Here is a 20,212-nt window from a genome sequence, read left to right as displayed (position 1 = left end):
AGACAATATGCAACTCAAAATAACCGGCCACAATATTGAAATTACTGATGCATTACGCGAGATTATCACTGCAAAATGCAGCAAACTGGATCAATATTTCGATAGGATCAACCTGACTCAGGTAATCCTCCGAGTGGAAAAGGTACAACAAATCGCCGAAGCTACTGTACACATTAACGGAGGTGAGTTGCACGCATCATCAGAACATGAAGATATGTATGCAGCAATTGATGGACTGGTCGATAAACTAGCGCGTCAATTAACCAAACATAAAGACAAACTGAGACATCATTGACAGTTATTTAACAAAGAATGTAGTAACAACAGCGGAGTTTTGCTGTAAAACAGTGTGCAAATACAGGGTGCCACAGATAACCTACGGCATCCTGTATCAATAAGCACCTAAGTGAATAGGAAAATGAATAATCAAGCAGATTTACTACTAAGCTCTGTGCTTTCCCTCGCATGTACGCGTAATAATGTACATTGTTCGAGCAAAAAACGGGCTTTAGAGATTATCAGTGAGCTAGCATCTAAGCAGCTTAAGTTACCAGAAAATGTCGTATTCGAAGCAATATTAACCCGAGAAAAAGTAGGTACTACCGGAATTGGCAGTGGTATTGCTATCCCTCACGGTAAGCTGGATGAAGAAAGCTCAAATCAAGCGGTTGGCGTTTTCCTAAATCTGAAACAACCTATTGCTTTCGATGCCATTGATAATCAACCAGTCGATTTGCTGTTTGCTTTACTGGTTCCAAACGATCAATGCCAAACACACCTACACACATTGTCATTGATTGCCAAACGTCTTGCAGATAAAAATCTCTGCCGTCGTTTAAGATCGGCACAAAGTGATGAAGAACTATACGCAATTATCACTGAATAACTGTTGCAATGCATGGATAGCAATAGATAAGAGTGGCTCATAATAACCACTAAGAAATTAAGGGGAGTCGCCTCATGGTGCTGATGATAGTCAGTGGCCGTTCCGGTTCAGGTAAATCCGTTGCCTTACGCGCACTGGAAGATATGGGTTTTTATTGTGTAGACAACTTGCCGGTAGTATTACTACCGGAATTAGCAAATACGCTAGCTGACCGCGATATTTCTGCTGCGGTTAGTATTGATGTAAGAAACATGCCGGAATCACCTGAGATTTTCGAAGAAGCCCTGACTAAACTACCAGCGAGTTTCTCACCGCAATTACTATTCCTTGATGCTGAACGTAATACGTTGATCCGCCGTTATAGCGACACCCGCCGTCTGCATCCGCTATCAAGCAAAAATCTTTCTCTGGAAAGCGCGATTGATCAAGAAAGTGATCTGCTGGAGCCCCTTCGTTCAAGAGCTGACCTGATTATCGACACCTCCGAAATGTCAGTCCATGAATTGGCTGAGATGCTAAGAACGCGTCTGCTAGGCAAACGGGAACGTGAGTTGACAATGGTCTTTGAATCTTTCGGCTTCAAACATGGCATTCCAATTGATGCCGACTATGTTTTTGACGTACGTTTCCTGCCAAACCCACACTGGGACCCCAAATTACGGCCAATGACCGGTCTTGATCGCCCCGTAGCCGCTTTCCTCGACCGTCATACGGAAGTGCATAACTTCATCTATCAAACCCGCAGTTATCTTGAACTCTGGCTACCTATGCTTGAAACCAATAACCGCAGCTATCTGACCGTGGCTATTGGCTGTACCGGCGGTAAACACCGTTCTGTTTATGTGGCAGAACAGTTGGCCGATTATTTTCGCTCCAGAGGAAAAAACGTACAGTCGCGCCACCGTACTCTCGAAAAGCGAAAATAATGACTGTCAAGCAAAGACTTGAAATCAAAAATCGGCTGGGAATGCACGCCCGGCCAGCAATGAAACTGTATGATCTAGTACAGCTCTTTGAATCTCATGTTATTTTACGCAATGATAGCCATGTTGAAGCCGAGGCCAGCAGTGTAATTGCTATGCTGATGCTGGATTCAGAAAAAGGCAGCTATATTGAAGTTGAAGCCAGTGGCCCAGATGAAGAACAGGCTCTTGCAGCTATTATTGATCTATTTAATTCGGGATTTGACGAAGAATAACGTCGCTCACTCACCTGTGGATTATCATATCCTTCACTGTTTTCATTAGCAGCACAAAACAGTTCGTGATCATGATCTCTTTATTTTCCAGTAAGAACAGCCTACTATCAGGTTAATCATTTTAAATAACACCCCCCTCCTCATGGTGCGGGGTGTTATTTTGTATTGGAATCCATTTGGAGTGTGGTATGACTAAACCAGCAATTATCATCAACGAATTAGACGCAGAACGTTTAGATTCCCTGTTGGAACAGCCAGCGTTTGCAGATACTAGTATCGCTGACGCTTTGAATGAGGAGCTGGATCGTGCAGAGATTGTACCGCCAGCAGAAATTCCATCAGATGTTGTGACGATGAACAGCCGGGTTCGTTTTATTGACCTGACAAGCAATGAAGAGCGGGTACGTACTTTAGTTTATCCAGCGTCACTGCAAGACAGTTCAGACCAGCTTTCTGTTATGGCTCCTCTGGGAGCTGCATTATTGGGCCTTCGTATCGGTGACGAAATCAGTTGGGAATTGCCAAACGGCGAAGAAACCCGAGTCAAAGTATTAGAATTGCTTTACCAACCAGAAGCTGCCGGTGAGCTCCACCGTTAATTCAGCCAGCCCATTTGATCCGGGCTGACTAAAGTAATCGGAAACGAGTATCTCTTATTGACCAGCGATACTCATTTCCGGCAGTAAGACTGAACCACACTGGATATTACTACGCGTTTCAATATCATTCCCAATAGTGACCATATTGGCCCACATATCCTTTAGATTGCCTGCAATAGTAATCTCGCTGACAGGATACTGAATCTCACCATTTTCTACCCAGAAACCGGCTGCACCACGGGAATAGTCACCGGTTACTGCACTAACACCCTGCCCCATCAGTTCAGTAACCACTAATCCTGTTCCCATCTGACGTAGTAAACCAGCAAAATCCTCACCTTGCCCTGCAATGCACCAGTTATGGATCCCACCAGCATGGCCTGTACTTGCCATTCCCAATTTACGAGCAGAATAATTTGTCAGAAGCCAGGTCTGTAATACGCCATCTTTAATAATATCCCTGTTACTGGTGCACACACCTTCGCTATCAAATGGAGAAGATGCCAACCCTGCCAGCAAATGTGGGCGCTCTTCAATCGTCAGCCATGATGGCAGGATTTGTTTACCCAAATGATCAAGCAGGAAAGAAGATTTACGGTAAATACTGCTACCACTAATAGCACCAACCAAATGTCCGAAAAGACCCGTTGCAACTTCCGCAGCAAACAGCACAGGCGCCCTCATGGTCGGTAATTTACGCGGAGATAAACGGGATAACACACGGCGAGCACACTCATGTCCAACCCACTCCGGCGATTTTAAATCTTCAATACGACGACTAATGGTATAAGAATAATCCCGTTCCATATCGCCATTAAATTCAGCAATCACACAACTCGACATCGAATGACGACTAGAGCAATAGCTTTGCAACATACCATGACTGTTGCCAAACACCCGGATACCATAATGGCTGTTAAAACTACCGCCCTCAGTATTGGTAATACGTTTATCTGCCTGTAATGCCGTTTGTTCCGCACGGGCAGCCAGTTCAATTGCTTTATCAGTATCCAATTCTGTTGGGTGGAACAAATCAAGATCCGGCGCATCAAACGCCAGTAATTCTTTATCCGCCGGACCAGCACAGGGATCCTGAGAAGTATAACGGGCAATATCGATAGCAGCCTGGACAGTACGGGCAATAGCATCCGGACTTAAATCTGTTGATGATGCACTCCCTTTACGTTGCTGATGGTATACGGTTATCCCTAGCGCACCATCACTATTAAATTCTACATTTTCTATTTCACCAAAGCGGGTACTGACACCAATACCCGTTGTTTTATTAACAGCAACTTCCGCAGCATCACAACCTTCGGTTGCCAGTTCTAATGCCTGTGAAACTGCATTTTCCAGTTGTTTGCGTTGTTCCGCGATTTGATCAGTGATTTTCATTAATTACCCGTAATTTGATGAATAAAGGGAAAATCTGTCAGGAAAATAGAACCATTTTATCCACAAAAGTAATGCCGAGTGGTAATCAGGCGTTTTTCCCAGTTACAATACCCAATATTAGGATGTTAACACCCACCGGGCTACAGGTCATGTTCCAAAAATCAACCTGCCAGATCCGGCCTTTTTAAAAGGAAAACTACCATGGCAAAGCAGCCTGAAGATTGGCTCAATGATTATCCTGCTGAAGAGGAAGAAGAAGAGATAATTTGGGTCAGTAAAAGCGAAATTAAACGTGATGCCGAGGCATTGAAAAAGCTGGGGGCAGAATTGGTTGATCTCAGTAAAAATGCGCTTGAACGCATTCCGTTGGATGAGGATCTGCTGGCAGCCATTGAACTTGCACAGAAGATAAAAAGAGAAGGCCGCCGTCGCCAATTACAATTAATTGGTAAAATGCTACGTGCCCGGGATGTCGAGCCTATTACCACGGCAATTGATAAACTGAAAAATCGTCACAATCAGCAAATCATTTTGTTCCATAAGTTGGAAGAATTACGTGATAAATTGATTGATGGCAATGATGATGTTATTGATGACGTTGTGGAATTATTCCCACAAACCGATCGCCAGCAATTGCGCACGCTGATCCGCAATGCAAAAAAAGAAAAGGCGGCTAATAAGCCACCTAAATCTTATCGTCAGATTTTTCAGTATCTTAAAGATATGGCCGAATCAGCCTAACTATCTAAAACATACAAGACGCTAATTCTGTTAGGGGAAAATTTTAAAACTAAGTTCCCCTTCCAGCGCCTTTTCCGCTTCTTCAAACAAGAAGACTAACCAGCCAAAAATCAGGCTGTTCCTCCAACGGTCAAGTTGTCCAGTTTCAAAGTAGGCTGACCAACACCAACAGGTACGCTCTGGCCCTCTTTGCCACAAACCCCAACACCTTTATCCAGTTCAAGATCGTTTCCTACCATAGAGATCTGCTGCATAGCCTCAATACCGGAACCGATAAGGGTCGCACCTTTCACCGGCTTGGTAATCTTGCCATTCTCAATCAGATAAGCTTCAGATGTCGAGAACACGAATTTACCGGAAGTGATATCCACTTGACCACCGCCAAAATTTGGCGCATATAAACCATTTTCTACACTACCGATGATCTCTTCCGGTGTGGAATGACCTGCCAGCAAATAGGTGTTAGTCATACGAGGCATGGGCAGATGGGCATACGATTCACGGCGGCCATTGCCTGTCGGCGCAACCCCCATCAGACGCGCATTCATTTTGTCCTGCATGTAACCTTTCAGAATGCCATTCTCAATCAATACATTGTATTGCCCAGGAACACCTTCATCATCAATTGCCAATGAGCCACGGCGACCTTTTATCGTGCCATCGTCAACCACCGTACAAAGTTCAGAAGCGACTTTCTTACCAATCTGACCAGAGAATACGGAGGTACCACGGCGGTTAAAATCGCCTTCCAACCCATGACCAACAGCTTCATGCAACAACACTCCCGGCCAACCAGCCCCTAGAACAACCGGCATGGTACCAGCAGGTGCAGCAACAGCGGAAAGGTTCACCAGTGCCATACGAACAGCTTCACGCGCAAATTGTTCTGCACGGATCTGACCACTAACCACTTCCAGAAAATATTCATAACCGTAACGGCCACCACCACCGCTAGAACCATGTTCACGTTTGCCGTTATCTTCCACCAGTACCGTGACAGATAAGCGAACGAGAGGACGAATATCAGCCGCCAAGGTCCCATCGGTTGCCGCGACCAAGACCTGTTCGTAGACCCCTGTCAGGCTGGCATTCACTTCCTGCACTCTCGGATCTTCGGCACGAGCGACCTGATCCACTCGGTGCAATAACGCAATCTTCTCTTCACGGGAGAAACTTCGCAGCGGATCAATTGCTGCATAAAGCTGAGAATAGTTCACTTCGCCAAAGGTATGGACTTTACCATTCCCTTTTTCATGGACGATGCTACGGGCAGCCTGTGCACTTTGTTGCAACGCATTCAACGTGATCTGGTCTGCATAAGCAAAACCCGTTTTTTCACCACTGATTGCCCTAACACCAACCCCTTGATCAATATTATAGGAACCATCCTTAATAATCCGATCTTCCAACACCCAAGATTCATGGTAACTGGACTGAAAATAGAGATCGGCATAATCCAGCCGACGTTCAGCCAGTTGACCGAGTACTGAAAACAGATCTTGATGGCTTAATTTATTTGCAGCCAGTAAGTGTTCACTGACAGAAGTTAAACTCATAATTGCTACTCTTTAATTTGCGGTATTTTTTCAATCAAGGAAGTCAACTGCGGCCGGAAGCGGTTATGTCTCACCACTTTCATCTGCTCACGCATAATCTTCAAGCTATCTGCCCTGACATTCAGTTGTAGTGCACTGACTGCATCGGGGTTTTTCTTAATCACTTTCCCCCAACCATCCACTGCCATTGAGTGACCCCACGTCTGACGGGTTCCATGTACACCAACCTGAGCTGGCGCTAACAGAATACACTGGTTCTCAATAGCGCGAGCCCGTAACAGTGGCTCCCAGTGAGCTTTTCCTGTTAAACGAGTAAATGCCGCCGGAACAGATATCAACTCAGCACCTTGCTCACGTAGCGCCTGAAATAACCCTGGGAAGCGCAGATCATAACATATGGTCATTCCGAGACGACCAACAGGTGTATCTACAACGGTAATATGTTCCCCGCGCTGGAAAACAGATGATTCATTATATGATCCATGTTCATCATTAATATTGACATCAAACATATGGATTTTGTCGTAACGTGCGCAAATCTTGCCCTGATCATCAAACAATAGACTACTACTGGTAAGTCGTTCAGGATTTTCACGACTGATAAGCGGCATAGAACCGATTAATAACCAAACACCATAACGGCGTGCAATCTCACTGACAGCTTGCTGCAAAGGCCCATGATCCTGCTGTTCCGCATGCCTATGATAGCTATCAGCACTAGCAAACAACAATGCATTTTCCGGGGTCATGACAAACTTGACAGTATCTGGCAACTGCTTAATTTGTTGTTCAATTTGCGCCAAATTATGTTTGATATTCTCACCGCTACATAACTGCAAGAGTGCAACATTAACGTTTCTCATGTTCCTCTATTCTCCTTAAGCTGACGCAGAACTTCATCAATTTTCGGTTGTTCAAGATTACCAGTAATCCGGTAACGAATAACGGATATCTTATTCCATAACGGCCCCAAAACCTTGGTCGCCGCGAATAATGCAGCACCCGCCATCGGATTGATGACAAAAGCCGTCGCTACCCCCACAGTAGCAGAAATCTCCGGCGTGACGATGGCTTCTATATTGATCTGTTGGCGAACAAGATCGATCTCACCTTTCGTTATCACATCGGCAATCAACCCATCGACCCGTAAGTTTTCAGTCTTGAGTATCCCATTTTTTACTGAAACATCACCACGAATTGAATCAAATTCAAAATCCTGGCTAAAGGTATCGCTGAAATCGAGCTGTAATTTACGCAACAAAGCATCAAAACTGACTAATTTTAGTAATTGGCTAGCACTTCCCCCACCCAATTTTTCAATAGCACCTTTGCCTAAGTCGCTTTTAAGATTGCCATTCAGCGTCTGGAAATTGGGTTTCCACGGCGTATCCCACCAATTAAAATCAAAACGGAAGGTAAACGGTGAATTAACAATCGGTACAACTATACCAAGGTAAGATGCCATCTCATCAAACTTTTCACCAGAAAATTGCCCCATAATACGCGTATTATTCCCTACAGCCCCTTCTTGCCAACGACCTGCCAAATTTAGTTTACTGACACTGTTTTCTACTATCCCATCTCTTAATACCAGCGAATTACCTTCTGGAATCAGGGAACCAGACACCTTCCCAAGCTTCAATCCCATAATCCAACATTCAGAACAGATGATGTCTAATGAAGGCCATTGGTTCAACGAATAACGCAGAGTTGTACCTGCCTGAGATTGCTTAAATAAATCTAATTCAGCTTGCTGAGAACTATGTTGCAGAGGACCATTTTGTAGAGGACCATAGTAAAGATGGCTCAAATTCATTTGCCAAGGGCCACTATTACGGATATTAAGTTTACCGTTAACTTCCCGACTATTAGCCGTGATCTGCGTTCCCCAAGGCTGTTTTTCCACATCCAACGATAATTGATTCCAACGTTGTCCTCCCGCATCCAGTGATGGAAGTGATATATGCAAATGCGGTGGCAACATTGACATTCCTGCCGATGAAGAACCAGAAGTCAGAGGCGCAATCAGCCCTAACCACTCTTCCCCCTCAATTGCCGGAAGATTTAATTCCAATAGCGATTTTTCAGGTAAGTCAGGAATGTTGTTACTGTTACTTTGTAAAATTCCCCGTGACAGTTGAGTACTTCTCCCAGCCAAACGCCATTGAGTATTAAATGCATACTGTTTATCCAGAGTGCCTTTTACTTGCAACTGCTCCATATCACCATCAGCCAGAATATGAAGAGCACGCAGTTCATCCACTTTCAGAGCAGATAAATAACTATCCACTTGTGATAAATCAACATCGATTTTCATATCATATTGAGGCTTGCCCTGAAACGGCAAACTGATACCGATCTTACCTTCCCAATCAACAGAGCCAGAAAACGCTTTAGCAATCGCCGGTGAAAATTTAGATAATTTTGCAACAGCCCAACGCGCATTCAAACCAACATTTACTCGGTAGTTTTTGGGTAAACTTTTAGTAGAAAAATCAACCGTAACAGGCTGTCCAAGCCATTGGGCCGATAATTTGCCGCTTTGTAAATTACCATTATCAAAGCGAAACCGGCCACTCACATTTTTCATTTCGCTATCCAGAGGCTTAATCAACAAGTGATTATTTTTTAAAGTCACCTCACCACGGATATCCACATTGCCACCATTGAGTGGAATATCCAAATGCAAATTACCAGCGACCTTGCCACCAACCTGCAATGTATCCAGCGTTTCACCAACAGAATTTGCTAACGGGCTACGGGTAAAATATTCATGAATATCTTTACCATCTCCCAGAATATTAGCGTCGATTAACAATTTCTTTCTACTATAATCAGAAATTACCGCTGAAAGATTATTCGCTTTCACTCTACTAAGTGCCGTTTGCGGAGCAAGCATCCATAAACCGTTATTCTGGAAATTAAGATCAATATTGAGATCCAGCAATGCCGGCCAGTTTGGTTGGTACTGAAAAGTCGCATGACGCAATGGAGCAAAAATTTGAAACTGGCCATTATTCTTTGCAAATGGGAAATCTTTTGGATTGCCTTGAAAAACAAAAGTCGCGTTTTCTATCTGCCCTTGAATAATTGAAGCTGTCAAATAGTCAGTCAGAGGTTTCCCCATCAAAGGTTCTGGAAAATATCTCCAGGCATCACCTGCATCATAAACCCGTATTCCCGCCAGAATACTCAGCTCAGGAGGTTGTTCTTTGGGCTGTTGATAACGAAAATCACCATTGACCCACAATGATTTCGCCTGCAAATCCAATCCTTGACTCCAAAGTTGTAAGCCTAGCTCATCTTGCCGCCAGAGTATTTCGCCATGACTTTGGGATATCTCAAACGGTGCCAGGAACATATCTCGATAATCAACGACACTGTCCTTCAATGCAAAACTCAGTTTGCCTTGTCGCAAGCTACCATTAAAAGAACCAGAGAAATTATCAATAGAAGGCAATTCCTGCCAACGCTGCCAACTGACATTCTGCCATTGCATACTGATTCGGGAATCATCGGCCATTTTGGGTGTAATATCGAGGGCAAGATACTTTACCAATCCTTGTGGCTGACGATACTGCCAATCCTTCACAAAATCAGGCGTCAAAAAAGAAAAAGTCGGTAAAATGCTACTTAGCCGTTCAAGTTGAATGTTTTTCGCTCGGATACGCCAATAATCATGACCATCAGCTCTCTTGGCTTCCGGCAGATAGAGCACTGATACTTTTCCCGACAACCATTGCTGACCATCAGTGATCAAATTTGCCAGCTCAGGTGCATCAAACAGCCAACCACCCTCTTGGCGACGCATCCGTAACACCAAATCACTGACAGAAAGGTTGTGGGATTTGTTAGCAACTTTCCAATTAGCTTTTCCCTGACGGAGTTGCAGTTGACCACCATCAATCCGACCATCTTTCAGCATAATCCAACTAGACAAACTAAACTCAGCATCCTTCAGCCCAGTATTATCCTGCAACCAATGGCTTAACCACGGATGAACATCAACATTATCTGCCTGTAAATAAATGGTACCGTTATCCAATACGCCATTAGTGTCATGCAAATCAAATTTAACTTGTATATCCCCATGCTGATTATTGATCGAAGAGAGACTAATTTTCCCTTGAGCACGGTGACGATTATCTTTATTCAGCCAAGTTAATTGTGGTAACAGAAGATCAGCGCGTTCACCAGAGGGAGTAAGAAAAGTAAAACGGCTATCTTGCAGATTAAAATGATCAAATTGCTCCAGAAACAGATCAGAAAATAGATCCGATTGGGAAAACATATTACCGCTTTGATCATTAAACAGCGGTTGATAATAATCTACTTGTAACTGATAAAAAGTAAGATCGCGGAAATTCCAACGCATTCTTAGTAAAGATAACCAGATATCCAATGCAACCGTGATCTTTTTGGCTTTCACATCTGCATTTGCAGTTTTTACACTGATATCACGTAATTCAAAAACAGGCCCGAAAGATTCCCATTCTCCTGCAATATATCCAGCATCAATAGGTACACCAATAATTGACTCAACTTTAGCGAATAATTGTGGACGGTAATCATTAATATGTGGCAGTAGAAAACGTAGTCCACTCACAAGCAAAGCCACAATGATAATAACTATTGCGGCTGTCGCTAATAATACTCCCGGCAGTCGCCTCACACGCATCTCCTTGGTTGCCAATGCTGTTATGTCAGCAAATCAGATGGTTACATCATAACTACGTCAAATTGTTCCTGACTGTAGAGCTGTTCTGTCTGAACTTTTACCTGTTTGCCGACAAAAATTTCCACTTCCGCCAGTGCATGAGATTCCTCCCCTTTCAGCGCTTCGGTCACTGCTGGTGAGGCATAAATAAGGAAACGATCTGCGTCAACGGCCCGGTGCACACGCACAATTTCACGCATAATCTCATAACAGACAGTTTCAACAGATTTCACGGTTCCCCTTCCCTTGCAAGTAGGGCAATCGTCACAAAGTATATGTTCTATACTCTCACGAGTCCGCTTACGGGTCATTTCCACCAGTCCGAGTTGTGAAAAACCATTAATCGTGGTTTTAACACGATCTTTACTCAGCACCTGCTCAAGAGAAGCCAATACCCGTCGGCGATGATCCTCGCTATTCATATCGATAAAATCGATAATAATAATACCCCCTAGATTACGCAGCCTTAATTGTCTGGCAATAGCTTGCGTCGCCTCAATATTGGTATTAAAAATAGTTTCTTCCAAATTGCGATGGCCGACAAATGCGCCGGTATTAATATCAATTGTGGTCATCGCTTCAGTTTGGTCAATAATCAAATAACCACCTGATTTTAATTCAACTTTGCGATCGAGTGCTCGCTGAATTTCATTTTCTACATCAAACAGATCGAAAATAGGCTGACTACCGTTATAAAGTTCCAATTTGGCTGTCATTTTAGGAATATATTCGCAAATAAATTCCTGTAACTGAGTAAACGTCAAACGAGAATCCACACGAATACGATCAAGAGCTGCTCCGGCGAAATCACGTAAAATACGATGGGCCAAAGCCAATTCACCATAAAGTTTATTTTTAGTGACATTGCGCTTTTTACGCTCCATCACCTTACTCCACAATCGTTTCAAGAAAGCCGCATCCTGAGCTAATTCTTCGTCACCAACGCCTTCGGCAGCCGTCCTAATAATGAAACCACCATGTTCATCACAATAGTCAGCAACAATATTTTTCAGGCGATTACGCTCTTCTTCACTTTCGATACGTTGTGAAACTCCGACATGAGATGCACCGGGCATAAATACAAGATAGCGGGAAGGTAAGGTAATATCGGTAGTTAACCGAGCGCCTTTGGTGCCAAGAGGATCTTTCACTACCTGAACCATTAAATCTTGTCCCTGGCGAACCAACTCAGCAATATCTTTGACATGAAAGTTCTTTTGCTCCTCACCGGCAATACATTCCGTATGAGGCACAATATCTGAAGCATGAAGAAAAGCGGCTTTTTCCAGCCCAATATCAACAAAAGCAGCCTGCATTCCTGGTAATACCCGACTTACACGACCTTTATAAATATTACCGACAATTCCTCTTTTGGCTTCCCTTTCAATATGGATTTCTTGCAAAATCCCACCATCAATGTAGGCAACGCGCGTTTCGGATGGTGTGATGTTGACTAATAACTCTGCTGTCATGTGTTCCCCTTTCCATCAACTAACGCAAAAAACTTTGTGATTAATTCATGCGTTTCCACCAATGGCAGACCAACAACTGAGTGATAACTACCATTCAGTGTTTTAACAAAGCAACCCGCTTTTCCCTGAATACCATAAGCACCCGCTTTGTCCATCGGCTCACCGGTTGCTACATAATCCAAAATTTCCTGCGAGGATAATTGGCGAAAGGTTACATCTGTAACGACTATATCACTTAAGGTACGCTGACTATCTGATAAAGCAATAGCCGTAATCACCTGATGACACTGACCGGAAAGTGCCCCGAGCATTTCAACAGCATGTTGTTCACTGTGCGGTTTTTCCAGAATCTTACCATTCAATACAACAACAGTATCCGCTCCCAACACCAGAAAATCCTCTGGTGCAATAGCTACTCCCGCTAGAGATTTATCTTTTGCTAATCGGCTAACATACTGACGCGGAGTTTCACCCTCTTGCCATTGCTCCTTTACCTGAGGAGAAAGAATTTCAAATTTAAAGTCCAATAATTCAACCAACTCACGCCGCCTTGGTGAGCCGGAAGCCAGATAAAGGGTTTTCATGATGATATCGTCCTTACTACTACCTATCTCATTAGGCTATTTCATTTGCCATTTTGAACCTGGAGCAGAGCTTAATCCTCACGTACTCTAAGTACGCTCTGGTTATACACACTACTCGTATCCTCAAGTTATAGGAAAGAATGGCCTGCATCAGTAACGCCTACTGGAATAAGCTCTGTCAAAAACTGCGATCCGGCCACTAATGCACATTAAACTGACGACGGATTTTTCGCATTAACAGGAACAACCACGGCCAAAGAATACCATTGACCAAACTGTTCCAAAATACTTCTGGATGAAAAGCAACGTTTGATAACAAAAATTCTGCCCAAAAAACGCTGAGATCCATCAGTACCGATAAAGCAATGACAACCAAAGCCTGCTGCCAAAGTGCCATATTGCGAAGTAATTGAAACTTAAATGACACCAAATAACTCACAAGGCTGTAAGCCAAAGCGTTAACACCCAGTGTCGCTCCCTGAATCAAATCTACGATGATCCCCAATACAAAACCGGTACCCACACTGACTCTATGCGGTAACGCCATCACCCAATAAATCAACAATAGTGCCGACCAAGTTGGCCGATACATATAAATTTGCTCCGGCCACGGCATAATTTGCAGCACCATTGCAACCAAGAAAGATAACCAAATGATCCAACGCCCATGACTCCGGTATTGATTCATTAACGATTTCCCGAATTTATAAATTTAGCAGACATTATTGTCGATTCAGCATCTTTCACTCTTTCTGTTGTCTTGGTTGCTTCATCAGAAACAGACGATGGTGCTGGTGGTCCCATTTCATTTGCATATGGCAATACCTGAGGCATCATTTGCATTAAACGTTCGTTGGCTACACGATAAACCTCTGATGGAGGCAATGGTTCGGATGGATTATTATCCGCCCCCCACAACAACAACAAATAACGCAAACGTTGTAATTCTGCCGTTGGCCGAGCATGAATCACAGTATAGGCCCGCTGATTATCGACTTTAACTGACGAAACTACAGCAACTGGGTAACCTTCCGGGAAACGACCACCTAACCCAGAAGTCACCAACACATCCCCAACCCGAATATCTGTGTTGCTTGGTAATAACTCAAACTGCAAATCATCAGTACAACCTGCACCAGCAATAATAGCCCTGATATCATTACGTAAGACCTGGATTGGTAAAGCATGAGTCGTATCACAAATCAGTAATACCCGGCTAGTAAACTGACTGACAGCAACAACCTGACCAACAATGCCTTTATCACTGATAACAGGTTGCCCTTCATAAACACCTTCTCTTGATCCCTTATCAATGACGACCTGATCACTATAAGGATTAGTCCTACCGGAGATCACCTGCGTCACCATCATGTGTTCATCCTGACGTAAAGGTGATCCCAATAACTCACGCAAGCGGGAATTTTCCTGTTTAAGTTGGCCTAACAACAGCATATTGCTATTTTTCATCAATAATTCTTGGCGTAAAGCACGATTTTCCAATCGAAGTTGTTCACGGGAGGCAAGGGTTTCTGACACACCATCAAGCACTTGACGCGGGCCATTGGCGAGAAAATAAAATGGACTGACTACCGTATCCATATAATTACGAACTTTACTGAGAGCATCAAGGCGGCTGTCTGCCACAACCAAAGCAATGGCAACAATAACAGCAAAGAAAAGTCGTAATTGCAGGGAAGGCCCTCTGCTAAAAATTGGCTTCATAAGCTGCGCTATTCCAAACTGTACTGTTTCATAAACAATGGAATTCCCAAACAGCAATCGCAAGGAGGTCTGAGCTGCCCGTCATTCCCCCCCTCACTTGCAAGTTAACACTCACTCCTCACTGAAGAGTTCACCGCCATGCATGTCGATCATTTCAAGTGCTTTTCCGCCACCACGAGCAACACACGTCAATGGATCTTCCGCAACAATGACAGGAATACCCGTTTCCTCTATCAGTAAACGGTCAAGATTGCGCAATAATGCACCACCCCCAGTCAAGATCATGCCTCGTTCTGAAATATCAGAAGCCAATTCTGGTGGACACTGCTCAAGAGCGACCATGACAGCACTAACAATACCCGTTAAAGGCTCTTGCAGAGCTTCAAGAATTTCGTTGGAATTAAGCGTAAAGCCACGTGGAACACCTTCAGCCAAGTTACGACCACGAACTTCAATCTCCAACATCTCATCACCAGGATAAGCAGAACCGATCGTGTGCTTAATACGCTCAGCCGTTGCTTCACCAATCAGTGAACCATAATTACGACGAACGTAATTGATAATAGCCTCATCAAAGCGATCACCACCGATACGTACAGAAGATGAATAAACAACCCCGTTCAAAGAGATAACCGCCACTTCCGTAGTGCCACCACCAATATCCACAACCATTGAGCCCGTGGCTTCAGAAACAGGTAGGCCAGCACCAATCGCCGCAGCCATAGGTTCTTCAATCAAAAACACTTCACGAGCGCCAGCACTGAGTGCAGATTCACGGATTGCCCGACGCTCAACCTGAGTTGCACCAACCGGTACACAAACCAAAACTCGCGGGCTTGGACGCATGAAACTATTGCTATGAACTTGCTTAATAAAGTGTTGCAGCATCTTCTCAGTAACATAAAAATCGGCAATCACCCCATCTTTCATCGGACGAATTGCAGCAATATTACCCGGAGTTCGACCCAGCATTTGCTTTGCTTCCTGCCCAACGGCAGCAACACTTTTCGATGAACCAGCACGATCCTGACGGATTGCGACAACAGAAGGTTCATTCAATACAATACCCTGACCTTTGACATAAATAAGGGTATTGGCGGTACCCAAGTCAATAGACAAGTCGTTGGAAAACATGCCACGAAATTTTTTAAACATAGCGAAAGGATAATCCTGCAAGCTGGGGACGGAACGAAACCCGTCTACTCTACCAACCACATGAAGCAGCGACAAGGCGCACAAGCACCTGCTTCAATAAAAAAGTGGCTACGTTATTCATATCAACAACGCAATATTCTACGTTACTTCTCCCAAACGGAGCAGAAAAAAACTGCATAAAAATGGGTTAATTTTACCAATTGTTCCATAACGAAATGCAAAAACCACCTGATTTTGCATAATTCAACATTATGGTGCTACTGGATGGAGCCACTGGTATCGTACCGGCTAAATTCACTGCTGCTTTTTGACCAGTAGCTATTCCGGTAAGTTCACATCAGACCCATACCTCTGCTCACGATTACCAATACTTAACTACAAGTACGTAGTCTGTGTAGTAAGCAAATTAATGATGTAATAAACTGCGACTAAAATACAATACTTTCTGCTAAAAAATAATAAAAAACAGAATTTTCTGAAATAGAGCACCATATGCAACTAAGCTGGAATATGACAACAAGACTACAGGTAAAAATGCGAATAAACTCTGTTTTATAATCCATCAACACTTTATTTTTTCTTATCTACCTTATGTAAATTACCCGTTTTTATCTATCCTTATTTAATGACAAAATCAATTACAGAGAACAGAACGATAATGAAAGCCTTGCTACTCAAACAACAACAGAATCAATTATCAACATCCATAGAAGAAATTGATGCTTCTCATCTTCCCGTGGGAGACGTTACCGTCGATATTCACTGGTCAACCCTGAACTATAAAGATGCATTAGCAATCACAGGTAAAGGGAAAATTATCCGCCAATTCCCAATGATACCGGGGATTGATTTCTCTGGTATTGTACACAGTACCGAAGATCCCCGTTTTCATATCGGTCAGCATGTATTATTAACCGGCTGGGGAGTAGGAGAAAATCATTGGGGTGGACTGGCAGAACAAGCCAGAGTTTCAGGCGAATGGTTGACACCTTTACCTGCCGGTTTGGATAACAGACAAGCAATGATCATTGGTACTGCTGGCTTTACCGCAATGTTATGCGTTATCGCCCTGGAACAAGGTGACGTTAAGCCAGAAAATGGTGATGTTATTGTGACAGGTGCTAGTGGTGGTGTAGGAAGTACGGCGATAGCACTACTTTCACAACTTGGCTATTCCGTTGTTGCTGTTAGCGGTAGACAAGAAAATCATGAATATTTGTTATCCCTAGGGGCAAAAAAGGTTTTACCACGCCATGAATTTAGCCAACCACCTCGCCCACTGGAAAAACAACTTTGGGCCGGAGCTATTGACACTGTAGGCGATAATGTACTGGCAACAATACTGGCCCAAACTCACTATAACGGTACCGTTGCCGCCTGTGGCCTCGCCGGTAATGCAAATCTGCCAACAACAGTGATGCCATTTATTTTACGTAACGTACGTCTGCAAGGCGTAGAGTCCGTCACTGTTCCATCAGTCAAACGCCCCGCCGTGTGGCAACGCCTGCAAAAGCTATTACCTGCTTCTTTTTATCAGCAAGCAACCACGGAGATAACACTGGAACAAACCGTGGAATACGCCAATAAATTGATAGCTAACCAGGTTACAGGACGTACATTAGTAAGAGTTCGTTAAGAATTGTGATTAGCCTCTAAAGTACAATGGTTTTATTCTTGACATTTTTTCTGATAAGACCAGTATTTAGCTGCTAAATGCTACGATATCATTATAATGTCGCGCTTTGTCGCCGAAATGAACTTGTAGCTGTTATAAAAAGATGACAAATCGTTAATATAGGATTATGTTGGGCAATTGTTGACAAATTGCCGGAGATACCAGCACAATGGCAGGAAAGTTTCACATTTTACTCCTTAACGGCCCTAACTTGAATATGTTGGGAACCCGGGAACCTGATATCTATGGCAACTTAACGCTTGATGATATCGTCAGCAAATTGTCTGAAGAAGCCCATCAATCAGGGGTTAAATTCAGTCACCTGCAATCCAACGCAGAGTTTGAGCTGATAAATAGAATTCATTCTGCACAGGGTAATACTGATTTTATCTTGATTAACCCTGCTGCATTCACGCATACCAGCGTGGCACTGCGCGATGCATTGCTGACAGTGAAGATCCCATTTATTGAGATCCACCTCTCCAATGTTCACGCACGCGAGCCATTTCGTCATCACTCATATCTTTCAGATCTTGCTGTTGGTGTAATCTGCGGTTTAGGGGTAGATGGCTATAGCTTTGCATTACAGGCAGCGGTAAACCGCTTGTCAAAACTCAACTAAATTAAGAAGAGTACGGAATCACACTCATGGATATTCGTAAGATAAAAAAACTGATCGAGCTGGTTGAAGAATCTGGCATTTCTGAACTGGAAATTTCTGAAGGGGAAGAGTCAGTGCGCATCAGCCGCGCAGCCCCCCAGAGTTTTCCGGCAGCTCAACAATATATCCCCGTCCAAGCACAACAACCTGCTCTGGCTAGTGCTGTTGCGCTTTCTCAAGCTCTACCAGAAACAATCAGCGACAGATCGGCAGCAATCGATGGTCACATTGTTCGCTCTCCACTGGTAGGTACTTTCTATCGTACTCCTAGCCCGGATGCGAAACCGTTTATCGAAATCGGTCAATATGTCAATGTAGGTGATACCCTCTGCATCGTTGAATCAATGAAAATGATGAACCAGATCGAAGCCGATAAAGCCGGTGTGGTTAAAGCGATTCTTATGGAAAACGGTCAAGCTGTTGAATTTGACCAGCCATTGGTCGTCATCGAGTAACGAGGCGCTCCCATGCTTGATAAAATTGTAATTGCTAACCGTGGTGAAATCGCACTGCGTATCCTACGAGCTTGTAAAGAGCTAGGGATAAAAACTGTTGCGGTCCATTCATCTACGGATCGTGACTTAAAACACGTGTTGTTGGCAGACGAAACTGTCTGTATTGGCCCGGCAACTTCTGCAAAAAGCTATCTTAATATCCCTTCGATTATTTCTGCGGCAGAAATTACCGGCGCAGTAGCCATTCACCCTGGCTATGGTTTTCTGTCTGAAAATGCAGATTTTGCTGAACAGGTTGAACGTTCCGGCTTTATTTTTATTGGCCCAAAAGCAGAAACGATCCGCCTGATGGGTGATAAGGTTTCTGCTATCAATGCGATGAAAAAAGCGGGCGTTCCTTGTGTACCTGGCTCTGATGGCCCATTGTCTGATGACACAGAGAAAAATAAAGCCATCGCTAAACGCATCGGCTATCCTGTCATCATCAAGGCATCCGGTGGTGGTGGCGGTCGCGGTATGCGCGTTGTCCGCAGTGATAAAGATCTGGAACAATCAATCAATATGACCCGTGCGGAAGCAAAAGCTGCTTTCAATAACGATATGGTTTACATGGAAAAATTCCTTGAAAACCCGCGTCATATTGAAATCCAGGTACTGGCCGATGGTCAAGGTCAAGCCATTTATTTGGCTGAACGTGATTGCTCCATGCAACGCCGTCACCAAAAAGTGGTCGAAGAAGCTCCTGCACCAGGCATCACGCCAGAAATGCGTCGCAGCATTGGTGAACGCTGCTCCAACGCATGTATTGAAATTGGCTATCGCGGTGCCGGTACTTTCGAATTCCTATATGAAAACGGTGAATTCTATTTCATTGAGATGAACACCCGTATTCAGGTTGAACATCCAGTAACAGAAATGATTACCGGTGTTGACTTGATTAAAGAGCAATTGCGGATTGCAGCCGGTATGCCACTTTCAATTAAACAGAAAGACGTTGTTGTTCGTGGTCACGCCATTGAGTGTCGTATCAACGCCGAAGATCCGCGCACTTTCCTACCAAGTCCAGGTAAAATTACCCGCTTCCACTCAGCGGGTGGATTTGGCGTACGTTGGGAATCGCATATTTATGCCGGCTATACCGTACCACCTTACTATGACTCCATGATTGGTAAGCTGATTACTTACGGTGAAAATCGTGACAATGCCATTGCCCGTATGAAAAACGCATTGGCAGAATTGATCATTGATGGCATCAAGACAAATATCGAGCTTCAACAGACGATTATGAATGATGAAAACTTTCAGAATGGTGGCACTAATATCCACTATCTGGAGAAAAAACTGGGATTACAGGAAACTTAAAACCGGTTTAATAACATCAATATCTTTTAAGGAG

General features: G+C 43.8%; 19 protein-coding genes. 10 read left to right on the top strand and 9 right to left on the bottom strand.

The window, feature by feature from the left end:
- Positions 1 to 7 precede the first annotated feature (7 nt).
- The 5 genes from hpf (at position 8) to rnk (ending at position 2,683) form a co-directional block, all read left to right on the top strand.
- Positions 8 to 295, top strand: a complete 288-nt coding sequence (hpf, locus tag KZ793_RS12550; RefSeq protein WP_118985592.1) for a ribosome hibernation promoting factor — start codon at positions 8 to 10, stop codon at positions 293 to 295.
- Between the two features lie 123 nt (positions 296 to 418).
- A complete protein-coding gene (ptsN, locus tag KZ793_RS12545) occupies positions 419 to 886 on the top strand; it encodes a PTS IIA-like nitrogen regulatory protein PtsN (RefSeq protein ID WP_225815646.1) in 468 nt (155 codons plus the stop codon).
- Between the two features lie 74 nt (positions 887 to 960).
- Positions 961 to 1,812, top strand: coding sequence for an RNase adapter RapZ (rapZ, locus tag KZ793_RS12540; RefSeq protein ID WP_225815645.1), 852 nt, complete (start codon positions 961 to 963; stop codon positions 1,810 to 1,812).
- Positions 1,812 to 2,084, top strand: a complete 273-nt coding sequence (gene npr / locus KZ793_RS12535) for a PTS phosphocarrier protein NPr (protein ID WP_011148174.1) — start codon at positions 1,812 to 1,814, stop codon at positions 2,082 to 2,084. Before rapZ ends, npr begins: the two co-directional genes overlap by 1 nt.
- Positions 2,085 to 2,272: 188 nt before the next feature.
- Positions 2,273 to 2,683 carry a nucleoside diphosphate kinase regulator gene (rnk, locus tag KZ793_RS12530; RefSeq protein WP_112879249.1) on the top strand — a complete coding sequence of 137 codons (411 nt, stop codon included), beginning with the start codon at positions 2,273 to 2,275 and terminating at the stop codon, positions 2,681 to 2,683.
- Between the two features lie 54 nt (positions 2,684 to 2,737).
- On the opposite strand, the gene pmbA is transcribed toward rnk, so the two are convergent.
- Entirely contained in the window at positions 2,738 to 4,078 is a 1,341-nt protein-coding gene (gene pmbA / locus KZ793_RS12525) for a metalloprotease PmbA (protein WP_225815644.1), read from the bottom strand.
- 201 nt (positions 4,079 to 4,279) lie between these two features.
- Here pmbA and yjgA point away from each other — a divergent pair, with 201 nt between their 5' ends.
- Positions 4,280 to 4,819, top strand: a complete 540-nt coding sequence (gene yjgA / locus KZ793_RS12520; protein WP_118985596.1) for a ribosome biogenesis factor YjgA — start codon at positions 4,280 to 4,282, stop codon at positions 4,817 to 4,819.
- Between the two features lie 110 nt (positions 4,820 to 4,929).
- Here yjgA and tldD read toward each other — a convergent pair whose 3' ends face one another.
- From tldD to mreB, 8 genes are all read right to left on the bottom strand, one after another.
- Positions 4,930 to 6,375 (bottom strand): metalloprotease TldD, encoded by a 1,446-nt coding sequence (tldD, locus tag KZ793_RS12515; RefSeq protein ID WP_118985597.1) that lies wholly within the window; start codon positions 6,373 to 6,375, stop codon positions 4,930 to 4,932.
- 5 nt (positions 6,376 to 6,380) lie between these two features.
- Complete coding sequence (gene nit1, locus KZ793_RS12510) at positions 6,381 to 7,238, bottom strand: deaminated glutathione amidase (RefSeq protein ID WP_225815643.1); 858 nt, start codon at positions 7,236 to 7,238, stop codon at positions 6,381 to 6,383.
- Complete coding sequence (yhdP, locus tag KZ793_RS12505) at positions 7,235 to 11,047, bottom strand: AsmA2 domain-containing protein YhdP (protein WP_225815642.1); 3,813 nt, start codon at positions 11,045 to 11,047, stop codon at positions 7,235 to 7,237. The genes nit1 and yhdP overlap by 4 nt, the downstream gene beginning before the upstream one ends.
- 47 nt (positions 11,048 to 11,094) lie before the next feature.
- Positions 11,095 to 12,564 carry a ribonuclease G gene (gene rng / locus KZ793_RS12500; protein WP_225815641.1) on the bottom strand — a complete coding sequence of 490 codons (1,470 nt, stop codon included), beginning with the start codon at positions 12,562 to 12,564 and terminating at the stop codon, positions 11,095 to 11,097.
- Positions 12,561 to 13,148 carry a Maf family protein gene (locus tag KZ793_RS12495; protein WP_225815640.1) on the bottom strand — a complete coding sequence of 196 codons (588 nt, stop codon included), beginning with the start codon at positions 13,146 to 13,148 and terminating at the stop codon, positions 12,561 to 12,563. The genes rng and KZ793_RS12495 overlap by 4 nt, the downstream gene beginning before the upstream one ends.
- Before the next feature lie 199 nt (positions 13,149 to 13,347).
- Positions 13,348 to 13,836, bottom strand: coding sequence for a rod shape-determining protein MreD (mreD, locus tag KZ793_RS12490; protein ID WP_118985602.1), 489 nt, complete (start codon positions 13,834 to 13,836; stop codon positions 13,348 to 13,350).
- Complete coding sequence (mreC, locus tag KZ793_RS12485) at positions 13,836 to 14,870, bottom strand: rod shape-determining protein MreC (RefSeq protein ID WP_225815639.1); 1,035 nt, start codon at positions 14,868 to 14,870, stop codon at positions 13,836 to 13,838. Before mreC ends, mreD begins: the two co-directional genes overlap by 1 nt.
- 111 nt (positions 14,871 to 14,981) lie before the next feature.
- Entirely contained in the window at positions 14,982 to 16,025 is a 1,044-nt protein-coding gene (gene mreB, locus KZ793_RS12480) for a rod shape-determining protein MreB (protein WP_011148194.1), read from the bottom strand.
- Between the two features lie 658 nt (positions 16,026 to 16,683).
- Between mreB and acuI the strand changes: the two genes are divergently transcribed.
- From acuI to accC, 4 genes are all read left to right on the top strand, one after another.
- Positions 16,684 to 17,661: an acrylyl-CoA reductase (NADPH) gene (gene acuI / locus KZ793_RS12475; protein WP_225815638.1), complete on the top strand. Its 978-nt coding sequence runs from the start codon at positions 16,684 to 16,686 to the stop codon at positions 17,659 to 17,661.
- A gap of 208 nt (positions 17,662 to 17,869) precedes the next feature.
- On the top strand, positions 17,870 to 18,322 hold the full coding sequence (gene aroQ / locus KZ793_RS12470; RefSeq protein WP_225815637.1) for a type II 3-dehydroquinate dehydratase: 453 nt from the start codon (positions 17,870 to 17,872) through the stop codon (positions 18,320 to 18,322).
- A gap of 26 nt (positions 18,323 to 18,348) precedes the next feature.
- Positions 18,349 to 18,816 carry an acetyl-CoA carboxylase biotin carboxyl carrier protein gene (gene accB / locus KZ793_RS12465; RefSeq protein WP_225815636.1) on the top strand — a complete coding sequence of 156 codons (468 nt, stop codon included), beginning with the start codon at positions 18,349 to 18,351 and terminating at the stop codon, positions 18,814 to 18,816.
- Between the two features lie 12 nt (positions 18,817 to 18,828).
- On the top strand, positions 18,829 to 20,178 hold the full coding sequence (accC, locus tag KZ793_RS12460) for an acetyl-CoA carboxylase biotin carboxylase subunit (protein WP_225815635.1): 1,350 nt from the start codon (positions 18,829 to 18,831) through the stop codon (positions 20,176 to 20,178).
- The last annotated feature ends 34 nt before the right edge of the window (positions 20,179 to 20,212 follow it).

This window comes from Photorhabdus antumapuensis (assembly GCF_020387775.1).
Taxonomy (GTDB): domain Bacteria; phylum Pseudomonadota; class Gammaproteobacteria; order Enterobacterales; family Enterobacteriaceae; genus Photorhabdus; species Photorhabdus antumapuensis.
Note: the sequence above shows the minus strand (reverse complement) of the source record. Positions and strands in the feature narration are given on the sequence as shown.